The organism is Paenibacillus medicaginis (assembly GCF_042138635.1).
Lineage (GTDB): Bacteria > Bacillota > Bacilli > Paenibacillales > Paenibacillaceae > Paenibacillus > Paenibacillus medicaginis.
In genome coordinates this window covers 52,778-66,136 of sequence record NZ_JBHIRY010000013.1, presented here as the reverse complement: position 1 = coordinate 66,136, position 13,359 = coordinate 52,778, and the positions used below count along the sequence as shown (strand labels likewise).

Sequence of the window (13,359 nt, the reverse complement as noted above, 5' to 3'; positions counted from 1 at the left end):
ACAGCTGATGATCACATCTGTTAAAGAGACGCGTTCCGACCGGTTATTTATCATTTTGAACTATATCTACTTGTCTATTGCCATGATTATAGTGCTGTACCCGGTGATCTATATCCTGAGCGCCTCTGTCAGCGAACCGCGATACGTCAATTCGGGGGAAATGTGGCTGTTTCCCAAGGGATGGAATTTGGACGGGTACACACGGGTTTTTGAAAACGCGAAAATATGGAACGGCTATGCCAATACGATCCTGTATACGGTGCTGGGCACACTGCTGAATCTGGCAGTAACGCTCCCGGCCGCGTATGCCCTGAGCCGAAAGGATCTTGTCGGCCGTAATTTTTTTATGGGCATGATGCTCGTGACAATGTTCTTCAGCGGCGGCATAGTGCCGGCCTACCTGCTGATCAAAAGCCTTGGCCTCATGAACAGCATGGGTGCGCTGATCCTGCCGGTGGCCGCCTCTGTCTGGAATATCATCGTTGCCAGAACCTTTTTCCAATCAACGATTCCCCATGAGCTGCAGGAAGCCGCACAGATGGACGGCTGCACCAATTTCAGGCTGTTCGTGCGCATCATTCTGCCGCTCTCCGGGCCCATTATCGCCGTGATGGCCCTGTTTTACGGAGTCAGCCACTGGAACAGCTATTTCTCGGCACTTATTTATTTGACGGATGAAAGCAAATATCCGCTGCAGCTCATTTTGCGTCAGATTCTTGTCCTGCAGGAAATGACGGCCGAGACGACGGGTGTCGCCATCAGCGGGGACATGGCGATTGCGATGAACAACAAGGCGGATATGGCTTCCCTGGTAAAATATGCTGCCATCATCGTCTCCACGCTGCCTGTCATCATAATCTACCCATTCCTGCAGCGTTATTTCGTACAGGGGGTGATGATTGGTTCTGTGAAGGGGTGAGCGGTCGCAGATTCCACTTCCGATCGCTGTTGTCCCCGGATTTTATTGAATTGTTTTTTAGCGGTAAAAATCCGGGGACAAAGGCGAACGCTCCGCTTCTTCAGTGGAATTCTGCTCCCTCTGTACGTGGGAAGACATTTTCTTGGGTATTTTCTTCGAAGCGGGTTATTTCGTTCTCTCAGGGGGAGAGGGCAGAGTGCCCTCGAGTGCTTGCGCCTCTCGGGGGAATGAACAAGATTTTACTGCCATCTTAGTCATCTATGACAGGAAAGGGATGAAACTATGATTACTTTGAAAAAAAGCCTCAGCCTGCTGCTGGCGGCGGGCCTTAGTGTATCACTGTTGGCGGGCTGCGGGTCATCAGACCAAGGGACGGCGGAAGGGCCGTCCGAGAAGGCAGAAATCGTTAATAAAGAAGGCTTTCCCATTGTAAGCGAACCGTTGACACTTACGATGATGGGTCCGGATGTTGGCATTCAGAACTGGGCGGATATGTCTGTTATTCAGGAAATGGAGAAGCTTAGCGGAATCCATCTTGAATTCATGAATGCCCCAAAGGAAAGCTTCGAGACCAAGAAGAATCTGGTCTTCGCCAGCGGGGAATATCCGGACATGTTCTACGCAGCAGGCTTGACGCCCGCCGAAGAACTGACTTACGGCAGCCAGGGCATCCTGATCCCGCTCGAAAACCTGATCGACGAATATGCGCCGAATTTCAAAAAAATTCTGGAAGAGAATCCGGAAATCCGCAAATCGATTACGGCGCCGGACGGGCATATTTATTCCCTGCCACGTATTGAGTTCAACCAGCCCTGGTACAAGAATCCTATGTGGTATAACGGTGATTATTTAAAGGCGTTGGGGGTGACCAAGCTTCCTGAAACGACAGACGAATTGTATGAATATCTGAAACGTGTCAAGGAAGAGGACCCGAACGGCAACGGTCAGCAGGATGAAATTCCGCTCACCTCCGTAAAGCTGAAGGACATCCGCACTTGGCTTCTGGGTGCATTTGGCATTTACGAAGAGAAAATTTATGTGGATGACCAGGACAAGGTGCATTACACACCGGTTGAAGAAGGCTATAAGGAGTATCTGACTTACCTGAATCGGCTTTGGAATGAAGATTTGCTGGACCATGATACCTTCTCACAAACGGATGAGCAGAAAAAAGCCAAGGGCAAGAACGGCCAGCTGGGCCTGTTCACGGACTGGCATGCTTACTTTGTGATGGGCGGTGAGCCGAGCACGGATGATCCGATGTTCAGTCCGGTAAAAAGCGATATGGTCGATGCCCCTGCGATTGCCCGCAACAAGGGAGTCACGGGCGGAGCCTTTGCAATTACCAGCACGAATCCCGCACCGGAAGCGTCCATGCGGTGGGTGGACTACATTTATTCCTACGAAGGAGCCGTTTTGTTTGATAAAGGCCCGGAAGGCCTGCTCTGGAAATATACGGATAAGGAAGCGCGCGTGAAGGGATGGTTACCTGTCCCGAACGGCATGGAGCGTGAAGACTACCGCGCCACCATCACGCCGAATTACGGCATTCCGACACCGGCCATGATGACGGACGATATCAACAAAGGGCTTACCACCGATTTTGATAAATGGGTGGCTCAACAATCACAGGAGAAGCTGCTCGACCGGGGGGCAAGAATCCCGTTCCCTGTATTGTTCCTGACCGAGGAAGAGCAGGCGGAGGTCACGACTCTGCAATCTGACCTGAACACCTACGTAGAGCAGATGGAGGCACGGTTTGTGACAGGCCAGGAGCCGCTTGCGAACTGGAATACTTACGTGGAGACCATTAACAAAATGGGCGGAGGCCGCCTGGCGGAAATCTATCAAACAGCCTACGACCGCTGGAAATCCAGCTGATGCAACCTTTCATAGGGTTGGTTGTCATATAAAAGGGTTGCACCCTAAACGCTGTTAAACGCCGACAAGCATCCCGAATCACGAAAGTCATTATTTTGGCTCAAGAGCGAGTATAGTGGCCGATTTTCACCAACACTCGCTCTCGAGCCATCACTTTGACTCGTGTAAAGCAGGTGTCCAATCTTGAATTATGAAGACTAATCCGTAGTGTTATATTCAAATATGGAATCAACGATGATGGGCAAATTATCACGCAAAGAAACAGCTCCGAATACGGACCTTGCATGCGAGCCCTTATTTTCTCCAAAAGCTTCTAAGAGCAAATCAGAACAACCATTCAATACTTTGTGGTGTTCTTCAAAATCTGGCGAGGCATTCACAAAACCTTGGATTTTTACGACTCTCTTAACCTTATCTAATGAACCTAAGGCTGATCTTACGACAGCAAGAATTTCTATTCCAGTTTGTTTTGCGTACTCATATCCTTCTTCCGTTGTAAAATCTGTACCGAGCTTACCCTTTGGATGTCCCGCCGGTCCTTTTCCAGATACAAATAATAATCCGTTTACTTTGACATAGTTTGCATATCGTGCTGCAGGATCACTTGCTTCAGGGATTTCTATTCCTAACTCTTTAAGCCTTCTTGTTATGGAATCATTTAACATGGGGACTAACCTCCTCTAAATAGGTTGGAATCATTATAGTATATGTGGATTAAATATACAATATTGTGCTGAATGTCTAATTATCATATGTTTTTTTCCTAATTTTAGGGGTATTATAATGATTTTATTTGTTGTAATATGAAATTGTATCAGGAATTATATTCTATAACTGGGGATGTGATGCCTTGAGGATTTGTTTTTACTGTCCCCCCTTGCTTGGGACTGGTGGCATGGAGACAGTATTATCAACAATAATCGATGGGTTATCTAAGAGGGGACATGAGTGTATTGTTATTTTTTCATATAGAAATGATTGCGCTAACATCTCGTGGATAAATGACTTACATAATTGTTATGTTCGATATGCGTCCAATACAGAAAACCCCAATATTGTTCAGGAAGTTTTAGCATTCCAATGTTTGTTGCAAGTTTTATTACCACCGGATATTATCTACACATTAAATTCGAGAGGTACAGCAGTAGCCCGCCTAGCTGCAAATATGATGAAGCCTCGACCTTTTATAATCTCACAAGTACATTTTTCATTAGACAAAATATCAGTGGAGTTTCTTCGATTGGCAGATGCCCACTTGGCTATTAGCACTGGCATAGAGGCACAACTTAGAAATGTCGTAGGTAATACAAAAATTGCCCTGTTACCAAATCCAATAGAGGATCCTCAAGGATTTATAATTGAAAGGCCACCAATTAAGACTTTCGCTTACGTAGGGAGAATATCTAACGTTCAGAAGCGATTGGATATTCTGTTTAATTCACTCTCAACCTTTAAAAATATGAACTGGGTTTTAAAGATAATCGGTGATGACACAAGTGTTCCTTATCGGAATGATGCTGTTATGCTAAAGGAACTTGCTGAGGAACTAGGGATATCGAATAAAATTGAATGGTTGGGATACCACAAGAATCCATGGAAAGTACTTAATCAAGCTTCTATATTGTTACTGACCTCGGATTATGAGGGGTTTGGTTTAGTTTTAGCTGAAGCCCTAGCTAGAGGACTGCCCGTCATATCAAGTGATTGTCCAGTAGGTCCCCGTGACATCGTTCAACATGGTGTGAATGGGTGGTTGTTTGAGCCGGGGAATGTACGATCTTTGGTTTTATTGCTAGAGGGAATTCTCAGTGAAACGGTATCATTACCGAGTCCCTTAATATGTAGAGAATCCATAAAAAAGTTTTCTAAAGAGAGCATTATTCAGAAGCTTGAAGAGATTCTAATTTATCATGTTCAGAATAGGCAAACGGAGGGGGCTTTATACAATGGTCTATCAGAAAAGGGAAAAATCTTTGATGACGTGGAACGAGGAGTTTAAATCAGGGCATTGGACTGAAATATTTAGTATGAAAAGGGAACTGCCACGGTATTTTTCAATGGTTGGATACATTAATCAGTATCATACACAACCAGAAATACTTGATCTTGGATGCGGCCAAGGAACCATGTTGAGTTACTGGACAGTGAAAAGTTTTTGTCGAAAAATCGACCAATAGTAAAATAACCCAATCAAGCGAATCTGTAGTATCCTTAAGGTTCTCAGGCCAGAAAGGAGAGCAGATCGCAAGAGAGGGTTACTTGAATAGTGTACTCTTTTTTCTTACGATCGACCAGTCCATGTTGAAATTAATGAATGAAATTCTGTGTGCATTTCGAGCTTGCTTCACCCGCATGGCCGCCTTCCAGTGGTTCGTGGTCATTGTCGTTGGTCTGATGGTTCGTTCCGACCATCTTGGTGTGACCTCCATTGTCCGGGATCTGTCGCTGGATCCGCGTCATTACGAGTCGATGATCCATTTCTTCCGCTCCTCCGCTTGGTCGCTGGAATCGCTGCGGCTTGCCTGGCAGGAAGCCGTTCGCCGTTTCGCTCCGCTCCTGTACGTGCGCGGACAGGTCGTGCTCGTCGGCGACGGCATGAAACAAGCCAAGGAGGGACGGCAGATGCCTGGCGTCAAGAAGCTGCATCAGGAATCCGAAAATGTTTCCAAGGGCGAGTACATCTTTGGCCATTTGTTCGGCGCGATCGGCATTCTGGCAGGCACACCGAACAAGTGGTTTTGCCTGCCCCTGTTCATGAATCTGCAGGACGGCGTGAAAGCCATATTCGGATGGACAGGCCATTCCAAGGAGCGTCAGGCTTCCCATGTCGTGCAAATGATTGAGCAAGCCTTCGTCTCCGCTCGCACCTTCGGCGGGGCGCTGCTTCTGTTGGATCGGTATTTTCTGTCCATCCCCGCGCTACAGCGGTTGGCCGAAGGAGATCGGGCCGGCGATGGACGTCTGCAGATCGTCACCAAAGCCAAAATGAATGCCGTAGCCTACGAAAGGCCTGAACCGAAGAAGCCGGGCCGCGGCCGCCCGCCGAAGAAAGGCAAGACGTTGAAGCTTGCCGAGTTGTTCCAGACGCGCGCGACCGATTTTCAAACCGTTGCTGTAACGATCTATGGCAAGGAGGAAACCGTCTCCTTCCTGTGTCTGGATTTGTTATGGGGGCAGGGCCTGTATCAAGAGTTGCGCTTCGTCCTCGTTCGGCACGGCGATCGCCTCTCCATTCTCGTCAGCACCGATCTGACGCTGGAGGCGGCGGAGATCATCGCGCTGTACGGATACCGTTTCAAGATCGAATGTACGTTTCGGGAAATGAAGCAAGTGATCGGTGCGTTCGGCTATCGCTTCTGGAGCGCGTCGATGCCGAAGCTGAACCGCTACCGTCGCAAAGGAGAGCCGGATCCGCTGGAGCAGGTGACAAACGAGTCAGATCGGGAACGGATTCGGTTGACCCTCCGAGCCATCGAAGGCTTTGTCATGTGCAGCGTCATCGCGACGGGCATCGTGCAGCTTCTCGCATTGCGCTTTTCCGGTCGTACGCCTGCGCTATTCTTCCGCTATCTTCGCACGCCGTCCAAATCTATCGTGTCGGAGGCGACGATCGCGGTTTACTTGCGCCAATCGCTTTTTCGCTTGTTTGCTCAAAACCCGCATCTGGCGCTAACCCAAATTATTCGTTCCAAGCAGAAATCGGCCCATCCGGACGCGGATTCGCTTGCTTCTTAAACGCGAGAACTTTTCACTGTCAAGTATATTATATAAATGGCTAATAGAAAGGGCGGATTCCCTAAATTTATGTGGTGTCCGTCTTTTTTTCTTGTCAGATTGTATGGAGAAGCTTGATGGAGCATGCGATCACAGCCACCTTGTAAGGTTTGCCTTTCTTTTTTTAATTCTTCACCGTAAACCGCATTGATCGGCTATACGCAGATCGTTGCAGAACCTTTGGATTCCGTTTTGTGATAGGTAATCTGTAGCCGTAAATTCTCCAGAGCTAAATATTCCGTGGTCTAGTCCGGCAAAAGCTGTTTGGCATATCATGATGAAACTACCCGACATCTATTTCTAGCTAATGTAGCTGTTTCATGGTTTCTAGCAACAGGAGTCATACTAATTAATTCAGTAGTCCTGTGAGCGGCTTTCAGATTCTATAGTCTTTGAAGGCAGTGGGAGAACAATTTTCGTAACAAAACCAAAAACTCTACGTTCTCCCGGCAGTTACTATCAAAATACGCTAATATTAATAGGCCCACCAATCTAGTTGACCTATTAATACAAAAGAAGTGTTTCGTGTCATCGATTCCCCTATTTTGCCCCTGAGTGGGCGGAGTCTGAGATGGTGTGATCCGTGTCCAGATCCGTGTCCAGCTGTGTGTCCGCATACAGCTTCCGGTATTGTCCCGGCGTACAGCCGGTTTCTTTTTTGAACTTGCGGATGAAATTGGGAGTGTCCAGATAGCCGACCTGCTCAATAATGTCCTTCAAAGGATCATCGGTGGTGAGCAGCAGCCGGATCACTTCATTCATGCGCAGGTGCCAAATGTACTGTGAAAAGGTGGAGCCCGTCTTTTCCTTGAAACAGCGGCTCAAATAGGAAGTGGATATGGAATACTTCAAAGCCAGCTGTTCCAGACTCAGGGTGTAATCGGCGAACTGCCGGTCGACATAACTGACAATATCGTCCACCAGCGAATTCTGTTGTTGCTCGGCTTTGCGTTCGACCTGGGCGCAAATCTGCATGGCCAGCATTTCCAGGGTGTTTTCCAATTCCTCGAGCGTTTCGAAGGAGGTGAACCTGGGAATGTCGCGGATGACACCGGTCATACCGGACTCGGAAGCTATTTTGAGCAGGGAGTTCAGCAGATCAAAGCAGATGCACCGCAGCAGCGCCGCCGATACCGGCTGATTACGGATGTCCGCGATGATGGAATCGATCATCTGCACGGCGACGGATTCATTGCCCTGCTTAAGGCTTTGTTCCAGCTTGAGCAGTGACTTTTTGGAAATCCAGAACGCTTCGGTCGACGAACTGGTCAGATTTTCAAAGAAGGTAATGCTGCCCTGGCCCCCAAGCATACGGAATTCCAGGGCGGTGGCCGCCTCAATAAACGATTGGTTGATTTCACCAAGAGAACCGTAAGGTGTTCCCACCCCGATGGACGGGTGGAGGAAGAAGGATTCAACCACCCTTGCCCGTACCGCATCGGCGGTATCCTGGATTCTTTCGCGCAGCGCAGCACCTTCATCTTCCGCAATGCTGACGATCAGCGCGAAGGGATCTGAGGGTGAAAATTCAATGCCATACACATGAGCCTTCAATTCCGGGAGCTCCAGGTCGCTGAACATCTTGTAAATCATTCTGCGGTCCAGGTCCGACCTGGAGGCTGCCGGGAATTCATCCCAGGTCAGCAGCATGACAAAATAGCTGTCCTTCGTCTGCGGCGACTGCAGGCCCATGGAGCGGATAATGCTGTCCATTCCTTCGTCATCGGGATTTCCGTGCTTGAGCAGTGTCAGCAGAAAATGATTGCGCACATAAGGCTCCTGAATATCAATACGCACGCTGAAGTCATGAATGGTCTGGCGTATCCACTCCCATTCCCCGCCGGATTTAAACGTGTCCGGAGATTTGGCGCCCGTTTTCACCCTGGCGAATTCGAGCAGGTCGTGAATCGGGTGATACTGCCGTCTGGCAAGCAAAATGGCGGCGGTGACTCCGGTCAGCGCAACGGCGGCGAATACGATCAGAATCAGGGTTTGCACATGAACGATCCTGCTGAAAAATTGGCTGCTCGGCATGGTGGTCATATAGGTCCAGCCATTTTCCTCAGATTGTACGGCCACAATGGACTGCTGCTCATCATTCAGTGTCTGGCTGTGAATGCCGGGTCCCAGAGCGATAAGCTTATTCAGTTCGTCTGCGGGAATGGCTGCCCCGTGGCTGTTGGACGTCAGAATCTGCCCTTTTTCATCGAAAATATAGCTGTTGCCGGAAAAATTATTCAAAATAGAATCCATTACACCCGTAAGCTTGGATTCCTCCATCAGGTATATGACCGTTGCATAAGGATAAGGATCATTCGGTTTGATCGGGATCATGAGCGAGAGGACTGATTCCTGCCGGGAATTGACACTGACCGCTTCGGCAGGGCGCATCAGCGGATGTGCCACTTCGTTCAGATCACGGCGCAGTTCTTCCGGGCTCCATTTGCTGAACTTGTACTTCTGATTAAACACAACCTCAAGATTCGCATGACCGTCAGAGGAATAAATCACAGGGTCGCCGCGAAAGTAAAGGAACAGATCGTCGAGGATTTGACTGTTCGCTTTGTAATTGGCCAGCGCGTTGATAGCTTCGCGGCTGTAATAAGGATGGCGTGCCATGTAATGGGTCAGATGCTCGTCGTAGGCGATGCGTCCTGCTATATCCTGCAGCTCCGCCATGCGACTGTCGATGGTCATGCGTACCTGATTCAACTGGTTGACGTTGGACTGCTCGATTTCCGAACGCAGGTTGGCAATGGCACTATTGTAGGCGAGCATCGTCACACCGGTGAGTGGGATCAGAAAAATAAGGATATAAGACAAGGTATACCTTAGCAGCAGCTTTGATTTGAAATCATTCCAGTTCATTCTGCTTGTAGTGAACTTCGGCAGCTTGGGAATTCTGTTCATGATGATCCATGCCCCCCAATCTTTATGTTTTGTGAAATTACATCAGGTGTAAGGATTGAAAGCGTTTTATATTGGTTTAACTCATTATGCTATAAAATTTGCTGATGGGGAAGGAAATCATTAGAATTTGCGAAATTGATTAAAAAACGATATGAACTGGGAGATGTGAACATGACCGAAAATACGATTGTCTTTTATGATCCATCCTTTCCTTATGAAGGGTCCAGACCGGAAGGAGAGCAGCTGGAGCAACTACAGAGGACTTATACCATGGTTGATGCAGAGGGGCTGTCCGCCGCGCTGCAAAGCGGTTTGGCAGACTGTCTCATTCATCTGCACGGAGCTTACTTCCCGAAGCAGGCCTGGCCGGAAATCCTGTCCTTTCTGCTGAAAGGCGGCGGATTGATTCATATGGGCGGTGCCCCGTTCAAGCAGCCCGTTTCCCTGGAGGGGGGTGCCTGGAGCAGCAAAGGCGAGCAGACGGCCTACCATCAGGAGCTGGGGATTCATGAGGCGCTTGTCGTGGATGGCAGTCGTGCTGCTTTTCTCCGTCACAATCCGGACCTTCCCCTTTTGGAGGGCAGAGAGCATCTGTTTTCGGTCGAACCGACCTTCGGTCTGATTTTGCATGTGACACATGAAAGAGATCAGCTGCAGCAGGCAACAGGCTCTTCGGGGCCGATGAATGCCCGCATCTCGTCATTGCTGAGCGGAGTTTCAGAGGAGGACAGAGAGGTCTCCGCGCCTGTTGTGCTGCTGGAATACGTGCGCGGACGTTTCGCCGGGGGACGCTGGCTGTTTGCGAATCAGCCGCTGCAAGCGGAGTTCTGGACAGAAGAGGGACTGGAAGCGCTGAAGGAATGGGCGGCTTATTGTTCGGCAGACGTGACGGAAATCTGGCTGAAGCCAAGCTATGCGGTATATTACGAGGGAGAACGGGCTCATTTGACGCTGCAGATTCAAAAAATTGCCCCGCCGCTTGGCTCAGGCAAATCCGACAGTACCAAATGGAGCACGGAGATTTCCGTAACCCGGCAGAGCGAAGAAGAGCCTTTGTGGCATAAAACCATGGAAATCCACGCGACGGATGAAATACGGTATACGACCTTCAACATTCCTGTGGATGTGACGCCCGGATTGTATCAAATCATCTGCTCGGTGGTTTCCGAAGCTGGCGAGCGTCGTATCCTCCGCCAGGGTTATTGGGGATATGACAAGGAGCTGCTTGAGCAAGGAGAATTTTTGACTGCAGACCGCGATTATTTCAGAAAGGATGGCAAGCCCTTCCCCGTGGTGGGCATGACCTATATGACCTCGGATGTCGGCAGAAAATTCGTACATTTGCCAAACGCCGCGCTGTGGGACCGGGATATGCAGACGATGAAGGCGGCGGGAATCAACTGGATTCGAACTGGCTTGTGGACCGCGTGGCGTCATCTGATGTTCGAGGACGGCCACGCCTCGGAGGAAATTTTGCGTGCGATTGACGCATTTATCCTGACTGCGGCGAAGCATAAGCTGGAGGTTACGTTTACGTTTTTCGCCTTTGCCCCGTCAGCATGGGAAGGGCTGAATCCGTATCTTGACCCGCGAAGTGTGCAGGCGCAGAAAAGGTTTATCGCTTCTGTCGTTTCCAGGCATAAGGATACGGCCAATGTCCAGTGGGACCTGATCAACGAGCCTTCCTTGTTCGATCCTATGCGCATTTTTACGGGACCGCGCACGCTCGGAGATCCTTTTGAGAAGGCTGAGTATATCAAGTGGCTGAAGCAAAGACATGGATCAATCGAAGCGCTGCAGGACCGTTGGAATATGACAGCTACGGAGCTGCCTGACTTTGCTGCCGTCACTTTGCCGGAGCAGACGGATATTGCCTTCGACATTGAGGATGTCAAAAAACTGAAGAAAAACACGCGCTGGCTCGATTATACTTTGTTCGGCATGGACATGCACAACCGCTGGGCGGAGGAACTGAGCGCCACCATCCGTTCGATCCAGCCCCGTCACCTCGTTACGGTCGGTCAGGACGAAGCGCTTGGCAGGGGGCCGCGACCGTCCCCGCTGTTTTATGCGGAAAGTGTGGATTATACGAACGTACATACCTGGTGGCTGAATGACAGTCTGCTGTGGGACGGCATTTTCGGTAAAAGCCCGGATAAACCGCTGCTGGTGCAGGAGACCGGAATTATGTATGTAGAACAGCCGAATAACCGGGCCAAGCGTACGGAAGAAGAGCTGCGCAATATGCTGGAACGCAAATATGCCTATGCTTTTGTTTCAGGGGGAGCGGGGGCCATTCATTGGCTGTGGAACACCAACTATTATATGGATAATGTGTGTGAATCGAACATCGGAGCGGTACGGGCGGACGGCACGCAGAAACCGGAAGCGGACGTATCTTATGACTTTGGCGCTTTTATGCAGAGCATTGCCGGTCTGTTCGAGGAACGGGAGCTGGAGGATGTTGCCGTTGTGTTCCCGTATTCCAATGATTTCTCCAGCCGCCGTTTTGCCTGTGAGGCGACAGCCCGGCTCACGCGGGTAATGGGCTACGAGCTGAGACAGCCTATACGGGCATTAAGTGAATATCATCTGGACTCGCTCGTAACAGAGCGTCCGCAGCTCATTATTGTGCCAAGTGCCCATAACTTCAGTGACACGGCTTTCCATACATTACTGACGCATATCGGGCAGGAAGGAGGCACATTGCTGTTCACCGGTCCGCTTGGGTTGGACGAATACTGGAAGCCTACAACAAGAGCGGAATTCATCGCCGGACCGCAGAAGCTGGCCAATGTGACAAGGGAAGAGAATGTTTTTATCAATGGCAGCCGTTATATCGCCTCCTTCCGTGGCAAGAAAATAGGCGAGCTTAATAAAGAAGTGCCCGCACAGGATGAGGGACGGCGCAGAAGCTGCGAGGTGCAAACCTTCATCCATGGCAAAGGCAAAATCATGTGGTGCCCACTGCCACTGGAGCTGAACGAGCGGACGGATGTGTTGAAGTCGCTTTATGAGACGGCTTTACAGGAGGCGGGGGCGGCGCGAACCGCGCTGACATGGGTGAAGGGTGGAGACCATCCCGGTATATATGGCACAAGACTGCGCTTCCGCGAGGGCAGCCTGTATATATTCATCTCCGAGACTGGGGAGGACTGCGAAATCGAGGTTAAGGATGAAGAAAGCGGAGTGCTGTACAGCCTGAATCTGGATGCCGAGCGTGCGGTGCTGTTTGCTGCCGACCTGACGGGTTCGCTGCTGGGTGTGTACCGCAATGCTGCCATCAAAACCAGTCTGCATGCAAAATCTTAAGTATTATGATGAGGCTTCTGTTGGCTTAACGGCTGGCGGAAGCCCTTTTTGTTCTGAACACTTCTTGCAAGCAGGGGGTTCGACTCCCTCGGAGTCTAGCAGCCAGAGTGAGATGGGCGTCTATAGTGTGTGGTGTCTGGCGTCCGTTGCCTGGTGCCTGATGCCTGGTGCCTCCCCACACAGCTTTGCATGATTATCCCATTTGATCAGGATGTGGGAATTGAGGGTTGGGGGTCAGGGGAAGGAATGAGAAACGAGAAAAGAAGTAAGAAATAATGGGAAATTTCGGGTTCGAGCGGCAACGAGGACCAGGGACTTTTTATTTTTTCGGTGCCTTGGTCCTCTCCCTCTTTCTCTCTTGGTCGGTTTTACATCACCTAAACACTCTGCTTTCTCCTAAGATCGTCTCATGACCTCGAACCGATCTGCTTCTCCATCAGGCATGATCAAAAAAATAATAGACGCATCCAATGGTCCTGAATAGCGTAACAGCCGGTATGTCCGTGCCTCATTTGATCCATCGTTTTCTTTAACGTGCCTAAAAGTATATTTTCGGTTCCCGG

7 protein-coding genes are annotated in these 13,359 nt (G+C 49.7%); 5 read left to right on the top strand and 2 right to left on the bottom strand.

Annotated elements, in window-relative coordinates; all coding sequences use genetic code 11:
* The first annotated feature begins 7 nt into the window (after positions 1–7).
* Positions 8–919: a carbohydrate ABC transporter permease gene (locus tag ACE5LO_RS14490; protein WP_375520742.1), complete on the top strand. Its 912-nt coding sequence runs from the start codon at positions 8–10 to the stop codon at positions 917–919.
* 282 nt (positions 920–1,201) lie between these two features.
* On the top strand, positions 1,202–2,800 hold the full coding sequence (locus tag ACE5LO_RS14485) for a type 2 periplasmic-binding domain-containing protein (RefSeq protein WP_375520741.1): 1,599 nt from the start codon (positions 1,202–1,204) through the stop codon (positions 2,798–2,800).
* A 197-nt stretch (positions 2,801–2,997) separates the two neighbouring features.
* On the opposite strand, the gene ACE5LO_RS14480 is transcribed toward ACE5LO_RS14485, so the two are convergent.
* Entirely contained in the window at positions 2,998–3,465 is a 468-nt protein-coding gene (locus tag ACE5LO_RS14480; RefSeq protein WP_375520740.1) for a RidA family protein, read from the bottom strand.
* 230 nt (positions 3,466–3,695) lie between these two features.
* Here ACE5LO_RS14480 and ACE5LO_RS14475 point away from each other — a divergent pair, with 230 nt between their 5' ends.
* A complete protein-coding gene (locus ACE5LO_RS14475; protein WP_375520739.1) occupies positions 3,696–4,799 on the top strand; it encodes a glycosyltransferase in 1,104 nt (367 codons plus the stop codon).
* A gap of 260 nt (positions 4,800–5,059) precedes the next feature.
* Positions 5,060–6,535, top strand: coding sequence for a transposase (locus tag ACE5LO_RS14470; protein ID WP_375520738.1), 1,476 nt, complete (start codon positions 5,060–5,062; stop codon positions 6,533–6,535).
* Positions 6,536–7,114: 579 nt separating this feature from the next.
* On the opposite strand, the gene ACE5LO_RS14465 is transcribed toward ACE5LO_RS14470, so the two are convergent.
* The gene (locus ACE5LO_RS14465; RefSeq protein WP_375520737.1) at positions 7,115–9,484 is read right to left on the bottom strand and encodes a helix-turn-helix domain-containing protein; all 2,370 of its coding nucleotides are present in this window, start codon (positions 9,482–9,484) and stop codon (positions 7,115–7,117) included.
* A gap of 171 nt (positions 9,485–9,655) precedes the next feature.
* Between ACE5LO_RS14465 and ACE5LO_RS14460 the strand changes: the two genes are divergently transcribed.
* Positions 9,656–12,796, top strand: coding sequence for a beta-galactosidase (locus tag ACE5LO_RS14460; RefSeq protein ID WP_375520736.1), 3,141 nt, complete (start codon positions 9,656–9,658; stop codon positions 12,794–12,796).
* Positions 12,797–13,359 lie beyond the last annotated feature (563 nt).

Excerpts from the sequence above, each read along its gene's own strand:
- ACE5LO_RS14465 (WP_375520737.1), bottom strand. The coding sequence starts at position 9,484 with ATGAACAGAATTCCCAAGCTGCCGAAGTTCACTACAAGCAGAATGAAC.
- ACE5LO_RS14480 (WP_375520740.1), bottom strand. The coding sequence starts at position 3,465 with ATGTTAAATGATTCCATAACAAGAAGGCTTAAAGAGTTAGGAATAGAA.
- ACE5LO_RS14475 (WP_375520739.1), top strand. The coding sequence starts at position 3,696 with ATGGAGACAGTATTATCAACAATAATCGATGGGTTATCTAAGAGGGGA.
- ACE5LO_RS14485 (WP_375520741.1), top strand. The coding sequence starts at position 1,202 with ATGATTACTTTGAAAAAAAGCCTCAGCCTGCTGCTGGCGGCGGGCCTT.
- ACE5LO_RS14490 (WP_375520742.1), top strand. The coding sequence starts at position 8 with ATGATCACATCTGTTAAAGAGACGCGTTCCGACCGGTTATTTATCATT.
- ACE5LO_RS14460 (WP_375520736.1), top strand. The coding sequence starts at position 9,656 with ATGACCGAAAATACGATTGTCTTTTATGATCCATCCTTTCCTTATGAA.